The 25,618-nt window shown below is 36.3% G+C and carries 28 protein-coding genes and 1 riboswitch; of the genes, 14 read left to right on the forward strand and 14 right to left on the reverse strand.

Annotated elements, in window-relative coordinates; all coding sequences use genetic code 11:
* The 5 genes from U5B17_RS04060 to U5B17_RS04080 all read left to right on the forward strand — a co-directional run bounded on the left by U5B17_RS04060 (position 1) and on the right by U5B17_RS04080 (position 3,297).
* On the forward strand, positions 1–450 hold the full coding sequence (locus U5B17_RS04060) for a GatB/YqeY domain-containing protein (RefSeq protein ID WP_430804094.1): 450 nt from the start codon (positions 1–3) through the stop codon (positions 448–450).
* A 17-nt stretch (positions 451–467) separates the two neighbouring features.
* A riboswitch (TPP riboswitch) is annotated at positions 468–567 on the forward strand.
* Positions 568–595: 28 nt separating this feature from the next.
* On the forward strand, positions 596–790 hold the full coding sequence (gene thiS / locus U5B17_RS04065) for a sulfur carrier protein ThiS (protein WP_230056571.1): 195 nt from the start codon (positions 596–598) through the stop codon (positions 788–790).
* Positions 791–814: 24 nt separating this feature from the next.
* Positions 815–1,582 carry a thiazole synthase gene (locus U5B17_RS04070; protein WP_430804095.1) on the forward strand — a complete coding sequence of 256 codons (768 nt, stop codon included), beginning with the start codon at positions 815–817 and terminating at the stop codon, positions 1,580–1,582.
* Positions 1,572–2,732 carry a 2-iminoacetate synthase ThiH gene (gene thiH / locus U5B17_RS04075; RefSeq protein WP_430804096.1) on the forward strand — a complete coding sequence of 387 codons (1,161 nt, stop codon included), beginning with the start codon at positions 1,572–1,574 and terminating at the stop codon, positions 2,730–2,732. Before U5B17_RS04070 ends, thiH begins: the two co-directional genes overlap by 11 nt.
* Positions 2,725–3,297 (forward strand): thiamine phosphate synthase, encoded by a 573-nt coding sequence (locus tag U5B17_RS04080; RefSeq protein WP_430804097.1) that lies wholly within the window; start codon positions 2,725–2,727, stop codon positions 3,295–3,297. Before thiH ends, U5B17_RS04080 begins: the two co-directional genes overlap by 8 nt.
* Positions 3,298–3,358: 61 nt before the next feature.
* Here U5B17_RS04080 and U5B17_RS04085 read toward each other — a convergent pair whose 3' ends face one another.
* The 7 genes from U5B17_RS04085 to U5B17_RS04115 form a co-directional block, all read right to left on the reverse strand.
* Positions 3,359–5,884 carry a molybdopterin-dependent oxidoreductase gene (locus U5B17_RS04085; RefSeq protein WP_430804098.1) on the reverse strand — a complete coding sequence of 842 codons (2,526 nt, stop codon included), beginning with the start codon at positions 5,882–5,884 and terminating at the stop codon, positions 3,359–3,361.
* 27 nt (positions 5,885–5,911) lie between these two features.
* Entirely contained in the window at positions 5,912–6,484 is a 573-nt protein-coding gene (locus tag U5B17_RS04090; protein ID WP_430804099.1) for a cytochrome C, read from the reverse strand.
* A 180-nt stretch (positions 6,485–6,664) separates the two neighbouring features.
* On the reverse strand, positions 6,665–7,678 hold the full coding sequence (locus U5B17_RS04095) for a bifunctional 3,4-dihydroxy-2-butanone 4-phosphate synthase/GTP cyclohydrolase II (protein WP_430804100.1): 1,014 nt from the start codon (positions 7,676–7,678) through the stop codon (positions 6,665–6,667).
* Positions 7,679–7,797: 119 nt separating this feature from the next.
* Positions 7,798–8,931, reverse strand: a complete 1,134-nt coding sequence (gene ftsZ, locus U5B17_RS04100; protein WP_430804101.1) for a cell division protein FtsZ — start codon at positions 8,929–8,931, stop codon at positions 7,798–7,800.
* 9 nt (positions 8,932–8,940) lie between these two features.
* The gene (gene ftsA, locus U5B17_RS04105; protein ID WP_430804102.1) at positions 8,941–10,323 is read right to left on the reverse strand and encodes a cell division protein FtsA; all 1,383 of its coding nucleotides are present in this window, start codon (positions 10,321–10,323) and stop codon (positions 8,941–8,943) included.
* Positions 10,324–10,329: 6 nt separating this feature from the next.
* The gene (locus U5B17_RS04110; RefSeq protein WP_430804103.1) at positions 10,330–11,790 is read right to left on the reverse strand and encodes a peptidylprolyl isomerase; all 1,461 of its coding nucleotides are present in this window, start codon (positions 11,788–11,790) and stop codon (positions 10,330–10,332) included.
* A 123-nt stretch (positions 11,791–11,913) separates the two neighbouring features.
* Positions 11,914–12,492 carry a class II aldolase and adducin N-terminal domain-containing protein gene (locus U5B17_RS04115; protein ID WP_430804104.1) on the reverse strand — a complete coding sequence of 193 codons (579 nt, stop codon included), beginning with the start codon at positions 12,490–12,492 and terminating at the stop codon, positions 11,914–11,916.
* 101 nt (positions 12,493–12,593) lie between these two features.
* Between U5B17_RS04115 and rsmH the strand changes: the two genes are divergently transcribed.
* Together rsmH and U5B17_RS04125 are read left to right on the forward strand one after the other, a co-directional pair.
* Complete coding sequence (rsmH, locus tag U5B17_RS04120; protein WP_430804105.1) at positions 12,594–13,517, forward strand: 16S rRNA (cytosine(1402)-N(4))-methyltransferase RsmH; 924 nt, start codon at positions 12,594–12,596, stop codon at positions 13,515–13,517.
* Complete coding sequence (locus U5B17_RS04125; protein ID WP_430804106.1) at positions 13,514–13,804, forward strand: hypothetical protein; 291 nt, start codon at positions 13,514–13,516, stop codon at positions 13,802–13,804. The genes rsmH and U5B17_RS04125 overlap by 4 nt, the downstream gene beginning before the upstream one ends.
* 28 nt (positions 13,805–13,832) lie before the next feature.
* Here the strand turns inward: U5B17_RS04125 and U5B17_RS04130 are convergent, their stop codons facing one another.
* Positions 13,833–14,333, reverse strand: a complete 501-nt coding sequence (locus U5B17_RS04130) for a hypothetical protein (RefSeq protein ID WP_430804107.1) — start codon at positions 14,331–14,333, stop codon at positions 13,833–13,835.
* A 95-nt stretch (positions 14,334–14,428) separates the two neighbouring features.
* Between U5B17_RS04130 and U5B17_RS04135 the strand changes: the two genes are divergently transcribed.
* From U5B17_RS04135 to U5B17_RS04145, 3 genes are read left to right on the forward strand one after another with little or no spacing between them, the layout of a single operon-like run.
* A complete protein-coding gene (locus U5B17_RS04135; protein WP_430804108.1) occupies positions 14,429–15,292 on the forward strand; it encodes a D-amino acid aminotransferase in 864 nt (287 codons plus the stop codon).
* Entirely contained in the window at positions 15,289–15,738 is a 450-nt protein-coding gene (locus tag U5B17_RS04140; protein ID WP_430804109.1) for a 2-thiouracil desulfurase family protein, read from the forward strand. Before U5B17_RS04135 ends, U5B17_RS04140 begins: the two co-directional genes overlap by 4 nt.
* Complete coding sequence (locus U5B17_RS04145; RefSeq protein ID WP_430804110.1) at positions 15,723–16,220, forward strand: chemotaxis protein; 498 nt, start codon at positions 15,723–15,725, stop codon at positions 16,218–16,220. The genes U5B17_RS04140 and U5B17_RS04145 overlap by 16 nt, the downstream gene beginning before the upstream one ends.
* Positions 16,221–16,314: 94 nt before the next feature.
* On the opposite strand, the gene rpsR is transcribed toward U5B17_RS04145, so the two are convergent.
* The 6 genes from rpsR to U5B17_RS04175 all read right to left on the reverse strand — a co-directional run bounded on the left by rpsR (position 16,315) and on the right by U5B17_RS04175 (position 21,429).
* The gene (gene rpsR, locus U5B17_RS04150) at positions 16,315–16,575 is read right to left on the reverse strand and encodes a 30S ribosomal protein S18 (protein WP_430804111.1); all 261 of its coding nucleotides are present in this window, start codon (positions 16,573–16,575) and stop codon (positions 16,315–16,317) included.
* A 13-nt stretch (positions 16,576–16,588) separates the two neighbouring features.
* Positions 16,589–17,170, reverse strand: coding sequence for a single-stranded DNA-binding protein (locus U5B17_RS04155; protein WP_430804112.1), 582 nt, complete (start codon positions 17,168–17,170; stop codon positions 16,589–16,591).
* A gap of 11 nt (positions 17,171–17,181) precedes the next feature.
* Positions 17,182–17,604 carry a 30S ribosomal protein S6 gene (rpsF, locus tag U5B17_RS04160; protein WP_430804113.1) on the reverse strand — a complete coding sequence of 141 codons (423 nt, stop codon included), beginning with the start codon at positions 17,602–17,604 and terminating at the stop codon, positions 17,182–17,184.
* Positions 17,605–17,688: 84 nt separating this feature from the next.
* On the reverse strand, positions 17,689–18,687 hold the full coding sequence (gene holA / locus U5B17_RS04165) for a DNA polymerase III subunit delta (RefSeq protein WP_430804114.1): 999 nt from the start codon (positions 18,685–18,687) through the stop codon (positions 17,689–17,691).
* Positions 18,680–20,614 carry an RNB domain-containing ribonuclease gene (locus U5B17_RS04170; protein WP_430804115.1) on the reverse strand — a complete coding sequence of 645 codons (1,935 nt, stop codon included), beginning with the start codon at positions 20,612–20,614 and terminating at the stop codon, positions 18,680–18,682. The genes holA and U5B17_RS04170 overlap by 8 nt, the downstream gene beginning before the upstream one ends.
* Positions 20,611–21,429 carry an HDOD domain-containing protein gene (locus tag U5B17_RS04175; protein ID WP_430804116.1) on the reverse strand — a complete coding sequence of 273 codons (819 nt, stop codon included), beginning with the start codon at positions 21,427–21,429 and terminating at the stop codon, positions 20,611–20,613. Before U5B17_RS04175 ends, U5B17_RS04170 begins: the two co-directional genes overlap by 4 nt.
* A gap of 150 nt (positions 21,430–21,579) precedes the next feature.
* On the opposite strand from U5B17_RS04175, the gene ilvC reads away from it, so the two are divergent.
* The 4 genes from ilvC to ruvX are packed head-to-tail and all read left to right on the forward strand — an operon-like array spanning position 21,580 to position 25,133.
* Positions 21,580–22,602, forward strand: coding sequence for a ketol-acid reductoisomerase (gene ilvC, locus U5B17_RS04180; protein ID WP_430804117.1), 1,023 nt, complete (start codon positions 21,580–21,582; stop codon positions 22,600–22,602).
* Positions 22,603–22,604: 2 nt separating this feature from the next.
* Positions 22,605–23,972, forward strand: a complete 1,368-nt coding sequence (locus U5B17_RS04185; protein ID WP_430804118.1) for a divergent polysaccharide deacetylase family protein — start codon at positions 22,605–22,607, stop codon at positions 23,970–23,972.
* Positions 23,956–24,735: a DNA-processing protein DprA gene (gene dprA / locus U5B17_RS04190; protein WP_430804119.1), complete on the forward strand. Its 780-nt coding sequence runs from the start codon at positions 23,956–23,958 to the stop codon at positions 24,733–24,735. Before U5B17_RS04185 ends, dprA begins: the two co-directional genes overlap by 17 nt.
* Entirely contained in the window at positions 24,732–25,133 is a 402-nt protein-coding gene (gene ruvX / locus U5B17_RS04195) for a Holliday junction resolvase RuvX (RefSeq protein WP_430804120.1), read from the forward strand. The genes dprA and ruvX overlap by 4 nt, the downstream gene beginning before the upstream one ends.
* The last annotated feature ends 485 nt before the right edge of the window (positions 25,134–25,618 follow it).

The raw sequence follows: 25,618 nt of genomic DNA on the forward strand, positions 1-25,618 counted from the left end.
ATGAGTATAAAAGAGCAAATTTTAGATGATATAAAAGTGGCTATGAAAGATAAAAACGACTTCGTGCGCGACACTTTGCGTATGCTAAATGCGGCGCTAAAACAAGTAGAAGTAGATCAGCGTATTACAATAACTGACGAGATCGCCCTACCCTTACTTCAAAAAGAGATCAAAAAAAGAAACGACTCAGCAGAGCTTTACATAAAAGGCGGTAGAGCTGAGTTAGCACAAAAAGAGCAGGATGAGATAGCTATCATATCTGGCTATCTACCAGTACAGCTAAGCGATGATGAACTAAAAGAAAAGGTAAATCAATTGGCAGAAAATATTGGCGCACACAGCATAAAAGAGCTCGGCACTCTTGTAAAAGCAGCAAAACAAGAGATTGGAGCAAGCGCGGATGCAAAACGCATAAGCGAAATAGCAAAAGTATTGCTACAAAACGGATAAAATTTGATATAATCACCGAAATGTATCAGGGGAGCTTTGGCTGAGAATGGGCATCGCCCTAAACCCTTATGACCTGAACTAGATAATACTAGCGTAGGCAGATCCCTTAAGTCCCACGATACAAATAAATCAAAAAGAAAAAATAGTGTTAAAAATAAACGGTGAAAAGCAAGATAGCTTCATAGGCAAAAGTGTGCAAGAGTTTTTACTAAGTCAAAATTTCACAGCTGGCGTAATAGCAGCAGAGTTAAATATGGAAATTTTAACAGCTGATAAGTTTGATACAATTTTAAAAGATGGCGATAGCCTTGAGATAGTCTGCTTTGTAGCTGGTGGCTGAAATTTATAGTATAAAAGGATAAAAATGAACGATATTTTAGAGCTTGGCGGACATAAATTTAGCTCGAGATTTATCATGGGATCAGGTAAATTTTCACTACAGCTCATCAAGGCATGCGTAGAAGAAGCTGGCGCACAGATCATCACTCTGGCACTAAGGCGGGCAAATGTTGGAGGACGAGAAAATATACTTGATTTTATACCAAAGGGTGTTACTCTTTTACCAAACACATCAGGCGCAAGAGACGCAAACGAAGCCGTGCGTATCGCTAGACTTGCACGCGAGCTTGGATGTGGGGAGTTTATCAAGCTTGAAGTTATTCGCGATAGCAAATATCTTTTGCCTGATAATTACCAAACCATAAAAGCCACAGAAATACTCGCAAATGAGGACTTTATCGTCATGCCATATATGTATCCCGATCTAAATGTCGCGCGTGACTTAGTAAGTGCTGGGGCTTCGTGCGTGATGCCACTTGGTTCGCCGATTGGAACAAATAAAGGTCTTGCGACAAAGGAATTTATAAAAATTTTACTTGATGAAATTTCACTTCCTATCATTGTGGATGCTGGCATTGGCTCACCATCTCAAGCATGTGAAGCCATGCAGATGGGCTGTGCGGCCGTGATGGCAAATACAGCTATAGCCACAGCAGGTGATGTAAGGCTTATGGCTAGGGCATTTAGACTGGGTATCGAAGCTGGTAGAGCGGCATATTTATCAGGACTTGGTGATGTAAGTGAAAGTGCGCGTGCCAGCTCGCCTTTGAGTGGATTTTTAGATGAAATTTAGCTACGCATTAGACGCCACACACTATCATGCAAATATGCAAGACATCGGCGATGAGATCATGCAAAAAGTAATAAATGAGCGTGAAAACTACGATCCAAAAGGCTATGTCCGCGCCGATGTAGTACGCGCTTTAAATGAAGAAAGACTTAGCATAAATGGGCTAAAAGCCCTGCTTAGCGAGGCTGGAAGCGATTTCATAGAACAAATGGCACAAGTAGCAAAGGCAAAAACTAGGCAGTTTTTCGGCAACTCCATCGAGCTTTTTACCCCACTTTATATCTCTAACTACTGCGATAGCAACTGTGTTTATTGCGGATTTAGCGCAAGAAATAAGATATCAAGACTAAGACTAAAAGATACACAAATCGCCACCGAGCTTGAAAATATCGCAAAAACTGGGCTAAAAGATGTACTCATACTAACTGGTGAAAGCACCAAAAAAAGCGACCTTACCTACATCGGAGAGGCGTGCAAGCAGGCAAGCAAGCTATTTAGCAATGTAGGTGTTGAAATTTATCCACTAAACAGTGATGAATATGCTTATTTGCACGAGTGTGGAGTTGATTATGTGGTGGTATTTCAAGAGACTTATGACACTGAAATTTATGCGCAAAAACATCTTGGTGGCACAAAACGGGTTTTTTCATATCGATTTAACGCGCAAGAGCGCGCGCTAATGGGCGGTATGCGAAGCGTGGGCTTTGCAGCACTTCTGGGACTTGCCAATTTCCGCAAAGACGCGCTAGCTACAGCACTTCACGCACACTTCATACAGCAAAAATACCCTCATGCCGAGATAACTCTATCAGTACCCAGGCTACGCCCTACAAAAAGCGATGGGAGCGTAGGTAGTGATGGAGTGAGTGAAAAAGAGCTATTTGCCGTACTTTGTGCGTATCGTATATTTTTACCGTACGCAAATATTACCATCTCAACTAGAGAAAGCGAGCGATTTCGAAATGGTGTAGTGGGCGTGACAGCTAGTAAAATTTCAGCTGGAGTAAGTGTAGGTGTGGGCGAGCATAGCAAAAATGAGAAAAAAGGCGATGGTCAGTTTATTATAAGCGACTGCCGTGATGTCGAGCAAATTTATACCGATATGAAAACTCTTGGCTTAGCACCTGTGATGAGTAACCACATCTATGTCTAGCAGTGAAAATTTTAAACTCATCTACGTTAGCAACCGCCATTTAAGCGATGACTTTTTAAGTGATGTTAGGCGTATAGCATATGAAAAAAAGCCTGATTATTTCATACTTAGGGAGCGCTCACTAAGTGAAAGTGAGTATGAAAAATTAGCTCGTAGCGTTAGTGAAATTTTGCATGCAAGCAAGTGTGAGCTCATCATACATACACATTTTAATATCGCGCGAAAATTAGGTGTCAAAATGGTGCATTTTGGCTTTGATGACTTTGTAGAGCTAAAAAACGGCGGTGCTAGTTTTGATGAGTTTGATGGAGTGGGTGTGTCGATACACTCTATCTCGCAGGCAAAAATAGCACAAAATTTAGGTGCTGACTACATCATCGCAGGACACATATTCGATACTCCTAGCCATGCAGGTGAGCCTGGTCGCGGGCTTGAGTTTTTAGAGGAAATTTTATGCCTTAATGTCACAACTTATGCTATTGGCGGTATAAATTTTAGCAACCTTGACATGATAAAAAGTATAGGTACACATGGAGCTTGTATGATGAGAGAGTTTGTAAAATAGTATGTAAAATTTTATGTATTTATAAAGGCTTGGAAGCGACTTTCATCGCCTCCAAATAGCTTTAAGCAAATTTTGGCTCTTTAAATGCCGTTAGCTCAGGAATTTTGCCTTTGAATTTCTCAACATTTACAAGAGTGGTATCAGGGATAGGACCATTAGCCAGTTTTGAAGTTGATAGGTCAATAGTTAAAACATTTGGGCAACCATTCTTACAAAGTCCATTTTCATCTGGATCATACCATCCCCCCTCACAAAGTCTAACTACATTGCGCGAAATATTTTGTGTAACAACTGCTCCGGCTAAAATTTCACCTCTTGCATTAAACACTCTAACAATGTCACCATCTTTAATGCCTTTTTCTTTAGCATCTTCGCTATTGATCCAAATAGGCTCACGATTTGCCACAGCATACTTATCGCGTAAGCTGGTTTGATTTAACTGTGAGTGCAAGCGATACTCAGGATGTGGGCTTAGCATATGCATGCTAGCTGGTTTATCTCTCATACCAAGCCACTCAACAGGCTCAAACCACATCGGATGTGCTTTGCAGTCATCATAGCCCATATTTGCAATAGTTTCTGAATAAATTTCAATAAGCCCTGATGGAGTACCTAGTGGATTTAAGATAGGATCTTCTCTAAACTCACCGTGTCTTACCCACTCTTTGCTCTCCATTGTAGGAGCAAATTCAATTAACTTATTTTCCGCCCAAAACTCATCAAACGGCTTCATAAGTTCATAAATTTCAGGTGATTCTTTAACCTGAGCGCGAGCTGATTCATAAAAATATCTAATCCAATCAAACTCATCTTTACCATTATCAGTAAAAGCTACCACTAAGTCTTTAGCATAGGCTTTGCAAAGATCGGTAAAAATTTGATAGTCATCTTTTGCCTCAAACTGTTTTTCAACAATTTGTTTCATAGGCACTATATGCATGTTTGAATAATCCCCACTCATTGTAATGTCGTTTCTCTCATAAGGTGTTGTTATAGGGAAAACTATATCTGCCATTTTTGCTGTTGGTGTCCAGTACTGCTCATTAATAACCACGGTCCTAACGCTCTGCCATGCTTTTTTAAATAAATTTAAATCTTGATGATGAACAAATGGATTGCCACCAGCCCAGTAAATAAAGTCAATATCAGGATAAGTTAATTCCTTTCCGTTGTGCTGAAATTTCTCTCCCCGCTTTAATAATGCGTCAGCTATGCGTGAAGTTGGGATACCATAACCTTGTGGCTCTTTAAAGCCATCAACGCCCTGACCTACTACAAATTTACCATTCTCCATTCGTCCAGTAGCAGTGCCTATAAAATCTCCACTATCATTAAATGCACCTACACTTGCACGATTAACTCCTTGCAAAACAGCACCTTTGCAAGTAGGTGAGCCGCCATTTGCATAGTGATAACTAAATCCTATACCGCCGCCAGGAAGACCTATCTGACCTATCATTGAAGCAAGCGTAGCAATCATCCAGTATGGTTGCTCTCCATGATGGGCTCTTTGCATAGCCCAACCAGCCATAATCATAGTGCGATTTTGAACACACACTTCAACTAACTCTTTTATCACTTTTGCTTCTATACCACAAATTTTGGCTGCCCACTCTGGCGTTTTAGGAGTTTTGTCTGTTTCGCCTAATAGATAAGGCAAGAATTTATCAAGCCCAGTTGTATAAGTTTTTATAAACTCTTTATCATATTTTTCTGTTTTATAAAGATGATAAGCCATACCAAGCATCATAGCTGTATCGGTATTTGGTATCGGTGTAATCCACTCAGCTATACCATCAAAAAACTGCCCCGTGTAGCTTTTAATAGGATCAACGATAATGATCTTTTTATCTTTTTGCTTTTTTAAATCTTCAAAAAATTTTAACCCACGCTCTTCATTTGATGAAAATGCAACACGAAGCGTAGCAAGTGGGTCAGCACCCCAAATCAAAATAACCTTTGAGTTTTCAAGCACAAGTGAATGGCTAGTTTGCTGCTCATAAACCTCAATGCTTCCCAGCACATGTGGTAATATAACTTGTCCAGCTGCCGTAGAATAATCCTCAAGAGATTTAACAAATCCGCCACTAAGATTCATAAAGCGATGCAACCAAGATGTAGAGTTATGCACATTGCCAGTTGAGCGCCAGCCTTCTGCACCAGCAAAAACACCCTTTATTCCCTTTTGTGCTCTTGTTTTTTTAAGCTCACGAGCCACTAACTTTATAGCGTCTTCGTAGCTTACCCTAACCCATTCATCTTTACCCCGAAGCTCTGGCTTTGGGCTGTCTGGATTTTCAAGATAACTTTTACGAACCATCGGATACTTAACACGAGACTTATAAACCATATCAGCCGTATTTTGTGGTAGTGGATTAACAAACTCAGGATATTGGATATGCGACTTTGATCCTACCACCTTACCATCTTTAATTTCAACATCCATAATACCCCAGTGGGCCGCTGTTAGCACTTTGCCATTTTTTACGAGTGTAGTTTTCGCATTATCGGCCAGTAAATTTGTAGCACTTACGCTTGAAAGTAGTGGCAAACTAGCCATTCCTTTTAGAAAATTTCGTCTTTTCATTTTTTCTCCCTTTGGAAAAATATTTAGTTATTTTAAATTTACATCAGATGAATGTTTTTGCAAATATTGTATCACTAGCCACTCATCTTTTTTGTCAATAGCCGTCCTACTAATCATAGACTTTAAAAGTCCTGGCCATTGATTTGCTTTATAGTGGCTAGTATCGTGCAAACCATGACAGACTCCACAGGCATTTTTGTAAATTTCAGCAGCACGCGAAAGCATCGGCTTTACATCATCTACAAAATCGGCATCATCTGTATAAACAACAGTTTTTACAAGATCCCATTTGCCATTCTCTCCTTTTTTAATAACCTCTGTTTTAAAATTTGCCGTCTTTGCAAAAGCAAGAGCAAATACACGCTGAGAGTCACTAAAATTTATAACACTTGGTACTTCTGGATTAACATAGCCTTGAACTTCTATCTTGATTCTACCATTATCTTTGGCTAAAATTTTAACAGCATTTGTAGGAAGCAGTCTTCCAATAACATCTTTTGAACTAGCATCAGCATAAACCTGCTTAACTTTGTCTGAATACACCTCTGCGTTAGCAAACAAAGAGCCTGCCAATAAAGCTGACAATATGATTTTTTTCATACATCTCCTTTTTGATAAAATGTATCTTATTATACCAAAAAATTATAAATAGAAAATAGTCGATAAATTTTATATTTTTTTAATATTTATAATTATGTTGGGATTCCAAAAACAGTAGATAAATCTTTGGAATATATTTTTTGAATGTAGTTTTAGATAATACTTATTATATAAAATTTATTAAAGATTTTTATACTCAACTACATCCAAATCAAACCCTTTGATGCCAACAAAATCTTTATTTTTATTTGATAAAAGGGCTATTTGTGTTACACCAAAATATTTTAAAATTTGTGCACCTATACCATAGTCTTTAGCATTTGTAGAATTTGTTTGGCTTGATAAAAATACAAGTAAGCCACCCTCTTTCTTTAAAATTTCAATAGCCACCAAAAGCTCATCAAACTTTACTGAACTAACAAAATCAAAGTCACTAGTTGATTTCATAAATTTTACATTTGTTACATTTTTAATATCACCAAAAATATAGACGGCATGCTTGTTAGCTTCATGATCGGTAATATCATAGCGCATTGCGTTTTTTTGTGCTATCTGACAACTTATGGGCTCACTAACACTAACCAAACTTTCACTACTTAGCCTATACTCGACAAGTTCAGAAACAGAAAGCATATTTAGTCCAAATTTTTTACAAAAAATTTCTAAGTCATCTCTGCGAGCCATGTTACCATCGTCTTTTACTATCTCACAGATTGAAGCCATCGGAGTTAGTCCGGCCAAGCGACAAAGATCAACTGAGCCTTCAGTATGACCAGTACGAACAAGAACTCCTCCATTTTTGGCAATAAGCGGAAAAATATGTCCAGGTCTTACAAAGTCCTCTGGTCTTGAGTTTTGATCAGCAGCCAAACGCATACTAAGGTCTCGCTCGTAAGCACTAACACCAGTTGTCGTCTGCTTTGCATCAATAGTAACAGTAAAAGCTGTCTCATGGCTTGAAGTATTTTTAGGTACCATAAGCGGTAAATCTAGTCGCTTTGCATTATATTCATCCATTGCAAGACAAAGCACTCCCCTTGCATGTGTGATAGCAAAATTTACCTTTTGTATATCGCTTTTATCGGCAGCAAATACCAAATCTCCTTCATTTTCTCTATCTTCATCATCAACCATAACAATCATTTTACCGTTTTTAATGTCATCAATAGCTTGTATAACTTTTTCAAAAGCCATAAAAATCCTTTTACTAAATTTTTATGTATTATACTTATTTTTTTAAAATTTCAGATTAAAGATAAAAGTTTTATAGAGTTTAAAGGACGACATATGCCCTTTAAATGCAGTTTAAAAATTTAGTCCATTTGGTGGCGTATGCAAGGTGGTGTATCAAGCTGGTCAAGATAAGCCTCACTATCAAAACCCTCTCCGCCACTTGCTCTTTTAATACGCATAACATAATCACGCTTTATAGCTTCCTTTTGAACCTCTTTTTCTGGCGTTATAGTCTGAGTGGCTGGAATTTCAAAACCAGTAGCCACGATAGTAACTTCAACTCTACCCTCTTCCATGCTAGCATCAGCGGTTGTTCCAAAGATAATGTCAGCATAGTCATCAGCCGAGTCATTTACTATCTCCATAGCCTCGTTAATGTCATAAAGAGGTGTATCTGGATGATGTTTAAAGTGCACCAAAACACCTTGTGCTCCATCTATACTAATGTCATCAAGAAGTGGTGACTGTATCGCCTCTTTCATTGCCTCTTGAGCAGCGCTCTCGCCAACAGCCTCTCCAACACTCATTATCGCCATACCGCGATGACTCATGATCGTTCTAACATCAGCAAAGTCGATATTTATGTCGCCATTTCCAAGTATAACACTACTCATACCACCAACAGCACGAGTTAAAACACCGTCCACTATCTTTAGGCTATCAGAAACACTCATGCGTCTATCAATTAGCGATACAAGCTTTTCATTAAGGATAACAATAACAGAGTCACTCTCTTTTCTAAGCTCAGCCAAGCCTTGATCGGCAAGTAAGCGTCGCTTTTTACCCTCTCTAGCAAATGGTAAAGTAACAACAGAAACAGCAAGGGCTCCACACTCTTTTGCAGCTTGAGCAACAACAGGAGCTGCACCCGTACCAGTACCACCACCAAGTCCAGCGGCTATAAACACAATATCTGTATTTTCAAACGCACTTTTTAACTCATCATAGCTCTCTTCAGCAGAAGCCTTGCCGACTTCTGGTTTCATGCCAGCACCAAGACCACGAGTGATCTTTTCGCCTATCTGAAGCTTAGTATAAGCTTTTGATTTATCAAGTGCTTGTCTATCGGTATTAGCCACGATAAGGTCTATATCAAGATCTGGGTACTCCTTTATCATAGTACTTATCATATTTCCGCCGCCGCCGCCAACACCAATAACCTTTATCTTTGTGCCGTAAGTGCCGTGGCTCTCTTCTACCTTAAAATTTCCCATTGTTGCTCCTTAAAATGCCTGTGTTAATTTATTCCAAAATGTTGCTAAAATGTTTGGCTTTTTTGGTTTTTCTATGCTAATGTCAGCCAGTTCATTTTTAGCTTGAGCTTGTGTATTTTCTATCTTTATATCACTTAAATTTAGATCTAGTTTTTGCTCTTGTATTATAGGTTTTGTATGCTCTGTATGCATGTTTTTAAACTCAGCCCTTGGCTTTGTTATGACCTCGCCTTTGTACCTCATTTTTTGTTCAGAGTCAAGCTCGTAAGGGGTAAAGTAGCCAGCCCCATACATACAAAGACCAATAGCACAAGAGTGAGATGGATCTCGTTCATAAAGACCGTCAAATTCTTTTGCCTTTGCTATGCGAACTTGCATATTTTTAAATATAGCGCCAGCCGCATCTCTAAGCTCATCAAGCTTTGTCATGCCACCCGTTAAAACAACTCCTGCACCCACTAGCTCTCGTTTGGTTTGAAGCATTTCATTTAGTATCATTAAAGTTTCTTCAACTCTTGAAAATATAACATTTGAAACTATATCCATAGAAACTTCACTCGTCTTACTCTCATCTCCAAGCACTGGAATTTCAATGATATCAGTTGATCTTTTTAAAAGCGAGCCATACTCCAGCTTAAGCTCTTCGGCTTTATGAAACGGAGTATGCAAGACCATAGATATGTCATTTGTTATATTTGTAGAGCCAACTGGCAAAAATCCATTATATCTTACAGAATTTCCAGAGTGTATCACAACATTACAAGTCGAGCCACCCATGTCTATAAGTGCAACACCAAGCTCTTTTTCATCATCGTTTAATGTAGAAATAGCTGAGGCATAGCCAGAAAGAACAATATTATCAGCCTTTACTCCTGCCATACTTACTGCTTTTTTAACATTGCTTAAATATGACTTTTGGACCATTATAATGTAAGTCTGAACTTCAAGCCTATTAGCATTCATGCCAAGAGGATCTTCTATATGCTCTTGCTCATCCACCTTAAAGCTATAAGGAAGCACATGCAAAATTTCATAATCGCTAGGTATCATGGCATTATGTTTTGCAGTAGTTATGGCACGCTCAATCTCTTTAATGCCTATTTCATGGTTTGGTAAATTTACAACACTTCCACTCTCTGTACTTTTTGTGTATGCGCCAGAGATAGAAACTACGACTTTTTCATACTGAGTCCCAGCTATTCGCTGAGCTTTTTCGATAGCAGATTTAATAGACCTTGAGGCATGCTCAATATTACTAATAGTCCCTTTTTTAACACCCTGAGCTTTTTCTTCACCAATGCCTATAATTTTTATACTGTCTTCTGTTTGCTCTGCCATAACAGCTCTAATCTGAAAAGAGCCAATATCAATACCTAAAATTTTTGTTCCCAAAACAGACTACCTTTTAATATATTCTTCTACTTTATAGCGCTTTTGAAGCTCTTTTATGAGATCTTGTAACATCTCATTATTTTTCATAGCTTGCATATTTTGCATAGCTAACACATTATGACTTTCATCACTGTTATTAAGCAATTTTTGTTCCAAAATTTCGTATATAACAGCTTTTTCTCCTAACACCACATAGCCTTTTTTGTTAGCAGAGTCAAAAACATGTGATACAAAATTTCCAACTTCAAACATATCAAGATCGCCAACTTTACTCTCTTTGTCTTTTGATATAGTAGTTTTTTCGGCATTTTTTGGATCAAATTTTGCCAACTCACTCTTTGCTTTTTCACTCATTAATGCGCTAAATTTATCCTGCATATAAAGTTTTAAAACCTGTTCTCTTGCCGCATCAAACTCCATTGGCTTTGGCAAATTTGCACTCCTAACTTTTGCTATAATATAACCATTATGAGTTAGTATAGGTTTTAAAACATCTCCGCTTTTGGCATTATTAAACTCTTCAAGAGGCAGCTTTGCATCATCTTCTGTAAAACTTAAACTTCCATCAGTTGCTAACTCACCCTTTTTAACAGCAACATATTTTTCAAGCGCGCTTCTTCTACTTTGCTCTATCAAATAGTCTTTATTGGCACGCTCTTTTGCCTCTTCAAAAGGTAAAATCTTATCCTCTGTATCTCGATAGTTTGCTTTATTCTCCTCATAAAAATTCTTAACCAAAGTCTCATCAACTTCATCATCACTAATACCAATAGTCAATATGTCAAGATCGTATGACTTTTTTGTTAGATATTTATCTTTATTTGATTCCCAAAGCTTTTTAAGTTCTGCTTCATCAACCTTTATCTCACTTTCATCAGCACTTATAATACTAAAAGCTATCGTGTCTTGCATAGAAAAAGCAGAATTCACAATCTCAACATCTTTTGCATTAGCATTAAGAGACAGTGCTGCATTTAACTTTTCTAATAACACCGCTCGCTTAATGCCTTTTTCAAAATCATTTGGATTTATCCTAGCTCTTCTTAGTGTATCGTAGTATAAATTTTTACTAAAAACACCGTCTGTTTGAAACTCTTGGCTCTTTGCGATATATCTCACTACATCCTCATCACTAGCACTAAGCCCTAGTTCATTTGCAAAATTTAGCAACATACTCTCTTGTATGGCGGCTTGCAAAGCCATGCCTTGAAGTCCCAGCTCGCCAGCTTTTTCTTCAGTAAGCTTTCCATCAAAGATGTTGTTATACTGGCTATAAAGCTGAGAATACTTTTCATTAACCTCTTGAATGCTTACTGTTCGATTGCCGACTTTTGCAACAGATGTAGCGCGATTAGTATTCATATCATAAGCACCCCAACCTACAAAGCCAGCACCCACAAAGGCTATCGTACTTATCCAAATCGTTGGGACAAGATATTTTTTATTTTTCTGCATCCAAGTTATCATAAAATTTCCTTAATCTTTTACTAACATAAAAATGTGTTATTTTACATTTTTTAGCCTTAAATATCGTTAAAATCGACATTTTCAAGGTAAATTTTTACTAACATTTTTCTAATTTTTTGTTAGTTAAGAGCGGGTATCTTCTGAAAGCATCAAAAGTTTTGCGCTATTTTCAAGTATGGCAACATCTTTTGCAAGCTGAGATGCAGTTCTAGCATAAGCATAAACACCATAACCTCTAATTATCATTATATTGGTTTTATTTTCAATTAAGTGCCTATAAATTTCAGTTTCTGCGCGCTCATACCAATCTTCAAACTGCTTTGGATCATAGATGTTTATCTCATCAAATTTCATATATCCAAAATAATCTTTTGGCACTAAAACACTATGGTTTAAGCTATAGGCAGTCGTATAATGAGGCATAGCATAGCAGATAAATCTTGCTTCATTTATATTTTTATAGATATTGTGATGTATAGCAGCATCCATACTAGCATCATTCCATCTATAATCTTTTTTAGATGAAAGCACAACAACATCATCATCTTCTATGTCATCAAATATTGCATTTTGTTTATTTATAACAAACTGATTACCCTCTACTTTTGACGAGATAGAACCATGAAAAACACCAAAAAAATTCTTTCTAAACATCGCAAGTGAAATTTTTTTCATCTCTTGTATCGATCGCTTAATCTCCATATCTAAACACCTTTTGAAAAATTTTGTGTAAAATTATACACAATTTCTTATTTTAAGTAAAATTTTGCTAAATTATCGTATTAATTTAAACAAGGAAAAAGTTGCAAAGTCCTCATAAAAGTGTTTTACTTGACGAAGTGAAAGAAATTTTTACTCAAATTAGCGGAATTTTCATTGACTGTACGCTAGGATACGCTGGTCATAGTAGTGAAATTTTAGAAAATAATAAAAATATCGAGCTAATAGCCTGCGACCGCGATGATGAGGCTATAAATTTTAGCACTCAAAAGCTAGCAAATTTTGGCAAAAGAGTAAAAATTTATAAATCAACTTTTTCAAACCTGCTTAATAAATTAGACAAAAATGAGATAAAAAATATCCGCGGAATTTTAGCTGATATAGGCGTTAGCTCACTTCAAATAGACAAAAATGAGCGCGGTTTTAGCATAAATTCTGACGCTCTTGACATGCGAATGGACACAAGCAGTGGTATTAATGCATACGAAGTCGTAAATTCATACTCACATGATGAGCTTTCACGCATATTTTTTGAGTATGGTGAGCTAAAAAATGCAAAAAAGATCGCAGATAAGATAGTGAGTGCAAGAGAACGCGCTCCTATAAAAAGTGCAAAAGAGCTAAGTGAGATAGTCGGCACAAAAAGCTTTAAGGGACGCTCCGCTAGTCCTGCTATTTTGGCTTTTCAGGCAATTCGCATTGAGATAAATAACGAGCTTAATGAGCTTAAAAATTTACTTCAAAGTATCAAAAACTCAGAACTAAACAACTGTCTAGTCTGTATCATAAGTTTTCACTCACTTGAGGATAGAATAGTAAAAAATACATTTAAAGAGTGGGCAAAAAGCTGCATCTGCCCAAGTGGCACAATGCGCTGTGTTTGCGGAAACAATCATGCGATCGGAGAGATAATAACCAAAAAAGCTATCACACCAAGCCAAGCCGAGATAAAACAAAATTCGCGTAGTAGCTGTGCAAAAATGCGTGTATTTAAGGTATCAAGATGAGTGAAAAACAAGAGCTTTTAAAATTTCATGACATTGAGCAAATGCGAGAGGAAAATTTGGGTTGGAGAACGCTATTTGTGGCGTTTGCATGCCTTGCAATAGCTTTTTGCATATTTTTACCAAAAATCTACTTTGCAAATAAAATTTACTATATAAGTATGGAAATAACTGAGATTAGCAACAAAAGAGATGTTTTGCTTGAGGAGAATCGCGTTTTAAAAAATAAATTAGAAGCATTAAAATACAAAATAAATATCAAAAATCCACTTCAAGCAGAGCAGTGGTAGCAGCATAAATTGCACTCTAAAGCCTTAACTACTGACTTCTCTCTAAAACTAACTTCTCTAAAACATGCCGTTCTAAGTCACTTTTTGTAATGCCATCTTTTATAGCTTTAGTGTAAATTTCATCGACTTTTTTTGAGTATTTTTCATAGGCAAAAAACGGAAAATGCACAGTCCATGCCTGTTTTATAAGCTCAGCACTCTTTTCTTTTCTAGCCCAAATTTTAAACATATCAAAGCCTAAAAATATCAAAGATGTTATAACCATAGTGCCTATTATTGAGATATGGCTGTCTATTTTAGCCAAAAAGCTATGCGTTATTAACAGTGAAACAAAAAGCATAATAGTACAGATAACCGTGTAAATTCCATATGTTTTTAGTGTATCAAACCTAAAATTTAGATTTGCACAATCGATCAACATACCCTCATTATAAAGCGAATTTGCCTCCAGAAGATCTCTAAAAAGCACTGGTTGGCGTGAAACTACAAAAATTCTATCTAAAATTAATTTTTTAAATTTTATACACATCTACTCAATCTTTGTAAATTTTTGGCAAATTATAGCAAATTTTTTCAAAATATGATAAATTTTTGGATAAAATTAAAAAAATAAACAAAGGGAAAATGATGTCTGAACTAAAAAATACAGTTTTTGTAAATGGCGAATTTGTAAGTGCAAACGAAGCTAAAGTGAGTGCGTTTGATCGTGGTTTTATATTTGGCGATGGAATTTATGAGGTTGTCCCTGTGCTAAACTCAAAGATGGTTGATAAGGCTGAGTTTTGGCAAAGATTTGAACGAAGTATGAGTGAGATCGAACTAAAACTTCCATACTCTCATGTGGAATTTGAGAAAATTTTGCAAGGTATCATAACAAAAAACGAGCTTAAAGAAGGTGGCATTTATATGCAAATAACTCGCGGTTCAGCAGCAAGAGATTTTAAATTTTTAAGCGGACTTACCCCTACTATTTTTATCTTTTGCTACGAAGCCCAAATCATAAATAACCCACTTGCAAAAAGTGGCATAAATGTCGTAAGTGTGCCAGATATACGATGGAAACGCCGTGACATAAAGTCAATATCTCTACTAGCGCAATGTTGGGCAAAAAACGAAGCGGCAAAACAAGACGCATTTGAAGCTATAATGGTAGAAAATGGGCTTGTAAGTGAAGGTTCAAGCTCAAGTATTTTTATCATCAAAGATGATATTTTGATAACTAAGCCGCTCTCAAATGAAATTTTACCAGGCATAAGGCGCAAAAATTTACTCGAATTTGCTGATAAAATTGGACTAAAAACTAAACTTAGGGATTTTACAATTGATGAAGTTTATAAAGCGGACGAAGCCTTTATAAGCGCGGCGACACTTATACTTTTGCCTATAGTTAAAGCCGACAAGCATTTAATAAATGGCGGACAAATTGGTAAATACACAAAACAGTTACGACAACTATATGAACAGAAATTTATCAACGAAGCAAAGTGAAAGAGAAAATTTTAATAAGCGCTTGTTTGCTTGGCACAAACTGTAAATACAATGGTGGCAATAACTTAAAGCAAGAACTAATGCCAAACTTAAAGGCTCTAAAAGAAAAATTTGAACTCATAGCACTCTGCCCTGAGGAGCTTGGTGGTCTTAGCACTCCAAGAGAGCCTGCCGAGATAATAGGTAAAAAAGTAATTACAAAATTTAGCCGCACAGATGTAAGTGAGCAGTTTTTAATGGGTGCTACAATATGCGTAAATATAGCCCAACAAAATAGCTGCAAAATAGCAATCTTAAAAGAGCGAAGCCCAAGCTGTGGCGTTTATCAAATTTATGATGGGAGTTTTGGAAAAAAACTAATTGTCGGGCAAGGATTAACAACAAGAAGGCTAAGTGCTGCAGGAGTTAAAATTTACTCCGAGGATGAGATATGCAAAGTGATCTAGCTGAAGTCATATTTAAATATCTTATAATAATAGCTTTAGTAGCACTTGTATTTTTGCTTGGCGTAAGTGGTTTTATGTTTTATCAAGACAAATACAGCGAGTTTTTAATACAAATACACGCTATATCTGGTATAATGCTTGTGACTACATCTTTTATACATGCTTACATCAAAAAGAAAAAGATCAAAAAACTTACAAGTGAATTTGCAAATGCTTTGCGAGGCAAAAAAGTTGAACTAGAATGCAACACAACGCGTTTTATCGAGGCGTTAAAAGATATTAGAGTAAATGAACTTAGCAGGCAGTTTAATGCAGATGTGGCACGAATTTTAAATGATAGCAATATAAAGGTAAAAAGTAAAAGTCAAACATTACAAGAAATTTGTAAAGCAAATGATGAAAAGATGTTTTATCTGTTTGTGGTTTTGATGGAGGGAATTTTTAAGTCCGATAAAACCAAACATAAATATAACACTAATTAACTAAATTTTATACTTTATAAAATTTACTTTTTCGTAAATTAATTTAAAAAGAAGAAGAAATTTCGCTCAAAAAACCGAGCGAAATTTTGATATATTATAGACCCTCAAATGGGTTTGAAACTACATTATTGCGATCAACTATATAAGGTATAATAGCTGCATGACGAGCACGCTTGATAGCCTTTTCTACCATCTCTTGGTATTTTTTAGATGTACCTGTCAAGCGACGTGGCATAATCTTAAATCTCTCAGATAAACAATACTTCAAAAGTGAAGTATCTTTATAGTCGATAAAATCAATCTTAGCCTCTGTAAATTTGCAGTATTTGCGTGAATATTTTCTTTTCTCTGCCATTTGTTATCCCTTTTTAAAATGGTATATTATCTTCGTCAATATCGAATTTATCGGCATTGACATCTACTTCTTGAATTTTTTCTTCATAATAATCATCGTTTCGCTGTTTGCTTAGCTGATTTTGGGCTACTCTTTGCTGGTTATTTGAGTTGTAGCTATTTTGATTACCGTAGTTTTGTGAATTATTTTGATTACCGTAGCTGTTTTGCTGCGAATAACCGCCATTTGAGCCATAACCACCCTGATTATTTTGATTAAATCCACCTTGATTTAAACCACCTCCAAGCATCTCCATATTTTCAACGCTTATGCTATGTTTACTTCGATTTTGACCATTATTGTCTGTCCATTGATCAAATTTTAAGCGTCCTTCAACAAGGATTTTTGAACCCTTGCTTAGGTATTGATTTGCTATTTCGGCTTGTTTTCCAAAAAATGAGATGTCTACAAAGCATGTCTCTTCACGCTTTTCGTTGTTTGCAGTAAAACGCCTAGTAACAGCTATCCCAGTGTTTCCTATAGCAGCGCCACTTGTAGTATATCTTAACTCAATATCCCTAGTTAAATTTCCTACCAAAACAACTTTATTAAACATCTTTTATTCCTTTAGTTTTCTTCTGAAAAAGCTATTTCTTCACTTTTTTCAGCTTTTGGCTCGCGTTGTGCTCTTGGTTCTCGCTCTTTTCTTACGATAGTTTGCTTTATGCCTTTGCTCATTCTATCCCAAGCAGCTATTTCACGCTTATTTTCATATTTAACACTTAAGAACCTAATAATATCTTCTGTAATTCTGATATTTCTTACTAGTTCTGCAAGAAGTGCTGGTGGAGCTTTGTAGTAAATAACAAAATAAGTACCACGCTCATACTTTTGTATAGTATAGGCAAGCTTGCGTGTACCCATCTCGTCTATCCTAGCGATCTCACCGCCATTTTTAGTAATAACCTCTTTTACGAAGTCAACTTTCGCTTTAGCTTCTTCTTCTGTAAGCGTTGGCTTAAGAATAAATAAAAGCTCGTAATGTCTCATGTATTCTCCTTATGGATTTCGCCTGTGCCTATTGGCATAAGCAAGGATGTTTGCCAAACGGCAACTGGGGATTATACTCTTTTTTTACTTAATATTTGCTGTTGAAATGATATTTTGGATATTTAGAAGCGATGTAAGCAAGTAGGTATTTTTATCTATTTTGCTATTAGTTTTTAGCTCAAATTCAGCCAAATTTAAAGCCATAAAAATATCCTTATAACTCTTTAAATTTATAGATAAACTCTGCTTTTTTAGCACCTCTTCAATATTTTTTGGCGGAGCATAACCAAGAGTCTCTTTTATATCAAAACGCCCATTTATTTTTACATGAGAATATAATTTAAAAAGTCTAGAAAATGCCTTGTAGAGTGAATTTATTAGCAAAATTTCATTAAAATTTACATCTTGCTCATATGTAAAAAAGTCATTTTTTATATCTTTTAGTCCTATAAGTTTTGCAAAAAAATCATCAAAACTAACACTGCCAAGCCCAAAAACAAGTTTTCTTACCATATCTTGCTCAATGTGTGTATTTAAGCTGGCAAGTTTATTTAACTCTGCGGCTGCAAGATATAGATCTTCATTTTGTATTGCATAAAGCTCAAAAAGAGCGTTGCGAGTTATATTTAGCCCTATTTTTGAAGCATTTTTGGATAAAAGCTCTACCGCCTCTGATGGATTGCTTGGCTTAAAAAATCTAGCAAAATTTACCCCAAAAGCCTTTTGTGTATCCATAACAATTTTCATATCATGCTCATAAAACTCATAGACAAATTTCTTGTCTTTATCAGCTTCGCATATGCTTATAAGCTCTTTTAGCTCTTTGGTTGGAATTTTTCTATCAGTTTTTATATGAAGTATATTTTCGCCTCCAAACAAAGAACTTTCGGCTAAATGAGACTTTGCAAGAGTAAAATCATACTCATCAAAATAAAGGCTTAAAACATTACTATCATCATTTGAGTAAATAGCTAAAATTTCCTTTGCGAACATCTCTATTTGATACTCATCGGCACCAAAAAGTAAAAAATAATTAGCCTTAAAACCAAAGTTTAGCTGATTTTCAAGCTCTCTTCTATACATCAGAACTCTTTTTTTCGAGCTTTCTTACCACTTTGCCAACTATCTTTGCAAGAGCTATGTCAGACTCTGTTATGCGTACTATAACTGGAGTTAAAAGCTCGCAACTAAAGCCTGTGATAAAAATTCTTGCACCCTTTAGTTCATCATCAAGCCTAGCCGTTACCACATCTTGATTTTCGCTTATATAGCAACGAAATTCTTTACCGATATTTTGCGCCGCCCAGCGTGCAAATTTACGATCCATAAAATCATATGCTACTTTATCTGCTTCATGCTCTAGCTCGCCTAGAGTGGCACATGTGCTTTGAATATTTAAAAGCAGATAATTTACAAGTCTTTCATCATTCTTAAGTCCTGCTTTTAAAATTCTATGCAAAATCAAATCAGAATAACGCCTTATCGGACTTGTAAAATGCGTATATCTGTCAAATCCAAGACCAAAATGTCCCAAATTTTCACTACTATACTCAGCCTTTTTTTGTGCCTTAATAATAAGCTTATCTATCTCTTCACGGTTGCCCAACAAATCAGCTTGAGATTGGATCTTTCGTATCAACTTAGCAAGGTCATTCTCATAAGTAACATCTATACCAAGCAAGTATAAGTCTTCAAGTAAATTATAAATTTTCTTAAAATCTGGAGAAGCATGATTTCTAAAAACTCCACGCCCTATACGCTTTGCAGCGGCTTTGTTTGCAAGCAACATACAGTCCTCAACAAGCCTATGAGAGTCGCTGTCTGTCTCAAAGATAGTCTGCCTTGGCATACCTGCCTCATCAAGACTCATTCTAAGTTCACTAGTACGAAAGTCAAAAGCATTTACAAGGCGTTTTTTTCTAAGCTTTGAGGTGATAGCAAAAAGTGGTTTTACCCAAGAAATTTCGCTATCTTTTTTATCGTCTAAAATTTCATCTATCTCATCATAGTTAAAGCGTCTTTTTGAATTTATAATAGCTTCAAAAAGCTCCTCTTTAACGACATCTAAATTTTCATCAAGTGAGATTTTAAAGCAAAATGCAAGCCTATCAACATTTGGCTTAAGCGAACATATATTTTCACTCAAAGCTCGTGGCAACATAGGTATAGCAATATGTGGAAAATATATAGAAAAACCGCGTTTTTTTGCCTCGCTATCGATAGCAGAATAGGCGTTTACATACTCACTTACATCGGCGATAGCAACATAAATTTCACGCTTTTTGACATCAAAATATATCGCATCATCAAAGTCTTTTGCATGAACTGGGTCAATAGTAGCAAATTCCAACTCTCTTAGATCGACCCTATCTGGATAAAAGCTAGCCTCGACGCTATCACCCCAGGCCAGCGCCTCATCCTCGCAAGCATCGCTAAATTTATCATTTTTATTATAGATAGCAAGTGAAATTTTCTCATCGCTCAGCGGGTCGTTTATATTGCCTAATACCTCTGCAATCTCACCATTTATGTTGTTTATCTTTAGCAAAGTACCTATAGGTAGCTGTTTTAGGCTCTTTTGGCTAGCCCTTAAGGTTGTGCTAAGTCCAGTTTTTACATTTACACCAAGTATAGCTTGTCCAAAAAATTTCGTATAAACCACACTTGTTTCGTTCGCAAGCTTTAGGCTCATGATGACCTTTGCGCTCTCGCGCTTTTTTTTGGTTCTTAAAATTTTGGCTAAAACTATATCACCATAGTGGGCGTTATTTAAATTTTTATTTTCTATTATTATGTCTTGTTTAAAGCGTGGATCAAACGGCGCAAGATAGCCTGTGCCGTTTGTACTTATATCAAGTCTCCCACAAACAAAACCATCATTTAAATAAAAATTGGCTTTGTGCTGGCTTACAGCCTTTAAATTTTCAAGATTGCGTAAAATTTCCCTATTTTCATTTGAGATCTCTCGCTCTTTTACGCCATTAATAAGGGCGTAGAGAAATTCCTTCACAGATTATCTTTTACTTTTGCAACAGCCATTAAAAATGTATCGTGATCAAAACCATACTCATCAAGCAACATTAGCGAATTTTGGATACTTGTGTCATCAAGCTGACCAAAAATATTTACTGCAGTTTTTACCACTTTTAGGGCTTTTGCATATTCGACTATGTGTTTTGGAGCCGCATCTGGGTCATTTGCAAACTGTATAGAGCCAACAAGCTCGCTCTCAAGATTCCATTGTTCGAAAATTTTAGCAGTTATATCCTCGTTTGTAATGCCAAACATATTTGTCTCTATTGTTGCAAGGTCGCTTGGATGAGTTGCATTTTTTAACTGATCTTTAAAGTCATTTATTTTACCACTTTCACTTATCTCATTAGCCAAAACTATCTTACCAACCTCTATCATAAAAGATGCTGGAGAGAGTATCTCAAGGTCTTTTGGCTTGATTTTAGAATACCAATTATACATAAGCGCATTTTGCATTATAGAGATACTTAAAAAGTCATGCGATGTGATGCCATAAGGCTCTAAATTTATACTAAAGCTCTTTTTCATGGCACTTGAAAGAGCAAAACCACGGATAGTAGCCATTCCAAAAAGTGAGATAGCTCTAGATATAGCTGTTATCTCTTTGCTAAAGCCATAGAGCGGAGAATTTGCTGAATGCAAGATATTTGCAGTAAGCATAGGGTCTTTTTCTATTATCTTGGTTAGATCGCCAATAGAACTGTTCTCGTCTGCGCACAAACGCTGAATTTTTACAACAGTATCATCAAGCGGTGGCAGTGTCTTTATCTTAGTATAAATAGAATCATTCATTATTTTTAGCTCTCATTACTTATAAAATTTATCGGCAATTGTATCAAAATTGCCTTGTTATAAAACTTAAAGTGTAAATTTTTATCTCTTTCAGCGTTATTTTTGCTCTTAAAATGTATAATCAGTCAAAAATTTAATACAGGAGAGAGTATGGCAGTAAATATTTACTATGATAAAGATTGCGATTTAAGCTTGATAAAAAGCAAAAAAGTAAGCATCATCGGTTTTGGTTCACAAGGGCACGCACACGCTGAAAATCTGCGTGACAGCGGAGTTAGCGTAACTATCGGTCTTAAAAAGGGTGGCAGCAGCTGGGCTAAGGCTGAGGCAAAAGGCTTTAGTGTAAAAGAGGTAGCAGAGGCCACAAAAGACGCCGATGTGGTTATGATACTTACACCAGATGAGCATCAAGCTGAAATTTATAAAAATGAAATTGGGCCAAATTTAAAAGATGGCGCTGCGCTTGCATTTGGACATGGATTTAATATTCATTTTGGACAGATTAAGGCTCCAAAAAATATTGATGTCATTATGATAGCTCCAAAAGCACCGGGTCACACCGTAAGAAGCGAGTTTATAAAAGGTGGCGGCATACCTGATCTTATCGCAGTTGAGCAAAATGCAAGTGGCAAAGCAAAAGAGATTGCTCTAAGTTATGCTAGCGCGATAGGTGGCGGAAGAACTGGTATAATCGAAACTACATTTAAAGATGAGACAGAAACGGATCTTTTTGGCGAACAAGCTGTACTTTGTGGTGGTCTATGCTCACTTGTAAATGCTGGCTTTGAAACGCTTGTAGAGGCTGGCTATGAGCCTGAGATGGCTTACTTTGAGTGCTTACACGAGCTAAAACTTATCGTTGATCTCATGTATCAAGGCGGTATGGCTGATATGCGTTACTCTATCTCAAACACAGCCGAGTATGGTGACTATGTAAGCGGACCACGCGTTATAAACGAGAATAGCAAAAAGGCTATGAAGGAAATTTTAAAAGAGATACAAAATGGTACTTTTGCTAAAAATTTCGTCCTAGAAAAGACAACAGGATATGCTAGAATGAACGCTGAGCGCGGGCTAGCTGAGAGAAGCTTGCTAAATCAAACTGGCAAAAAACTTCGCTCTATGATGCCGTGGATCGCTGCTAATAAAATCGTAGATCAAAGCAAAAACTAATTTTGGCTAGTAAAAAACCTACGGCACTAGCCAAAAAACGCTCGAGCAAAGGCAAAAAGCCTGCGCTTGGGCGAACTAAGATTTATGTTGCGCTTTTACTTTTTATTCTGTTGTGTGCTGGACTTTTTTATCTTGCATTAGATAACAAAAAACCAAATTTAGCCGAACAACCAAAACAGCAAAAAACAGAGCAAATAAAAGCTGTAAATGTCTCAGAAAAGATAAAAAAAGAGCAAAAAAATGTACGAGAGGTTATAAAATTTGATAAAGATGAAAATCTAAGTAAAATTTTCCTTGACCCAAAAAGCATAGACGAAACGCACGCACTCTCGCAAAAAACAAAAACACAAAAAGAACAGACTATTAAAAAACTACCTGACAGTAAAGTTTTAGATATAAAACCTGAGACTAACACAACAAAAGCACAAGATATTAATACAGAGATAAATCAAAGCAAGACTTACATGCCAACAGAGCTTGATATCATATTTAATGACAAGTTAGAGACTGATGATTGGCGCAAAATATCCATAAAACCAGAAGAAAATTTAACAAAACCCATAGCACAACCTGAGAAAAAACCATTAAATCAAGAGATACAAATAAAAGAAAAAACAGAAAAACAAATTCCAAAAACTAAAAACCAGACCAAAAACACAAAATTTAGCGAATATAAAACAAAAAAACAAACTGGCTCAAAATACCTAAATACAGGCAAACCAAAGCTAGCCATAGTCATAGATGATGTTGCGACGCATGCACATGTAAACATGATGTTATCAACAGGACTAAAGATGACGCCATCCATTTTTCCTGTATCAAAAAACTACCCAGACACCAAAGAGATAGCCAAAAAATTTGGCTATTTTATGATACATCTGCCTATGCAAGCACAAAACTCAAGCAACCAAGAGCCAGAAACTCTTTTAGTGAATGAAAGCTCTCAAAGCATAGAAAAGAAGATAAGAAAAATTCGCACCGACTTTCCAAAAGCAAAATTTATAAACAACCATACTGGCTCAAAATTTACAAGTAACTTTAACGCCATAAACAAGACATTTGAGATACTGCAAAATCAAGGCTTTATCTTCATGGACAGCAAAACCATAGCCTCTAGCAAGGTCGAACTGGTTGCAAAAAATCATAAAGTACCCTACTTTTGTAGAGATGTATTTCTTGATGATGCGGATAGCATCTCTAAGATACGAAAACAACTTGAACTAGCTGTGCATATTGCCAAAACAAATGGTGTTGCTATCGCCATAGGTCATCCGCGTAAAAATACGATAGCCGTGCTAAAATCAGCAAATGAACTACTTAAAGATGTAGAGCTTATCTATATCAATGAAGCTTATGAACTGCTTAAATAATCAAAATTTTCCGCATAATCTAAAAAGGCTAAAAAATATCCCGAAAGAGCTTTTTTACAGCGGAAATTTAGAGCTGTTAAGCCTGCCAAAAGTAGCAGTCGTTGGCTCAAGAAAAGCGAGTGTTTATACAAAAGAGTGTGTTAATGAGCTTTGTAAAACGCTTGTAAATTTTGGTGTTTGTATTGTTAGTGGAGGCGCCATAGGTGTTGATATAGTCGCACATAAAGCATCTTTGCCTTGTACTATTGGTGTTTTTGCAACTGGTCTTGACATTATATATCCGCCATCAAACACAAAAACGATAGAGCAAATTTATGCACAAGGTCTTGCCTTAAGTGAATATCCAGCTAAAACACCTGCACTTGGCTTTCGCTTTTTAGAAAGAAATCGCATAGTTGTAGCTCTCTCGCAAGCCCTTGTAATAGCACAGGCGGACTTACAAAGTGGCTCTATGCAAAGCGCAAGGCTAGCAAGTGAGCTTGGAGTGCCGATATATGTCCTACCGCAGCGCATCAATGAAAGTTGTGGCACAAATAAACTTTTAAATGAAGGCAAGGCAAAAATCATAGATAACTTTGAAAATTTTGCTAGCATTTTTGGCAAAAAAAGTGAAATTAAAACTCAAAGTGATGAGATTTTAGAATTTTGCAATGGTGGCGTTTCACTTGATATGGCGCTTTCAAAATTTGGCGATAAAGTTTATGAGTATGAACTTCTTGGCAAACTTGAGATAAAAAATTTACAAGTAAAAAGTATGGCATGACAAGTACAAAAAAGCTCAAAATCATCGCACTAGACATAGGACTAAAGCGCATAGGCTTAGCATTTTCTTACGACAAAGTAGTCTTACCTCTTGCGCCCATACTTCGTAAAAATCGCAACCAAGCCGCGCGAGATGTAAGTGATGCAATAAGACAAAGAGAAGCTGAAATTTTAGTTGTTGGTGTTCCGCTTGGGGGCGCGAGTGAAGATGAGATGAAAAGGCGGATTAGCCATTTTGTATCACTTTTAGAGTTTGATGGGGAAATTTTTTACCAAGATGAGGCGCTAAGTAGTTTTGAGGCAAGTGGGCTTACAAAAGATGAGCGAGATGGCAAATTTGATAGCATAGCTGCGATGATAATATTAAAAAGATATATTGATAAAACTAACAAAGTATAAAAAGCAACTACGATTTTTTAGGAAAAGTATTAATCTAAAATTTCAAATACAAAATACTCACAAATTCCCAAGCTTCTATCCTGAGCCTTAGGCATCACCACTTTTTGCTATCTGCTCGCCGCCTAAGGGCTGATATGTTTTCAAAAATCCCTTTGGCAAAATTTTAAAAAGTTTTATAAAAATCCACTCTCCAAGCCAAAATTTAGCTCTTTTGCCATTAATCAAATGTAACTCTAACAATATATAGAGCTTTAAATCCAAATCCATTATCGCGTCCTCCAACCTTACTTTTTATATAAAGATAGAAATTTTTTGAAGTAGAATTTGCATTTGGAGCGGAGATTAGGATAAATTCTTGAACACCTAATATTTTAGCAACTTTTATAATCTCAAAAGTATATGCAAAGTCACCTTGATAAAATTTTCATGAGCTTTTGCTTGATTTATAGTAGTACCAAGAGTACAAAAACCTTATCCACACCATA

Origin of the sequence: Campylobacter australis, from assembly GCF_050586305.1 — a bacterium.
Classification (GTDB): domain Bacteria; phylum Campylobacterota; class Campylobacteria; order Campylobacterales; family Campylobacteraceae; genus Campylobacter_A.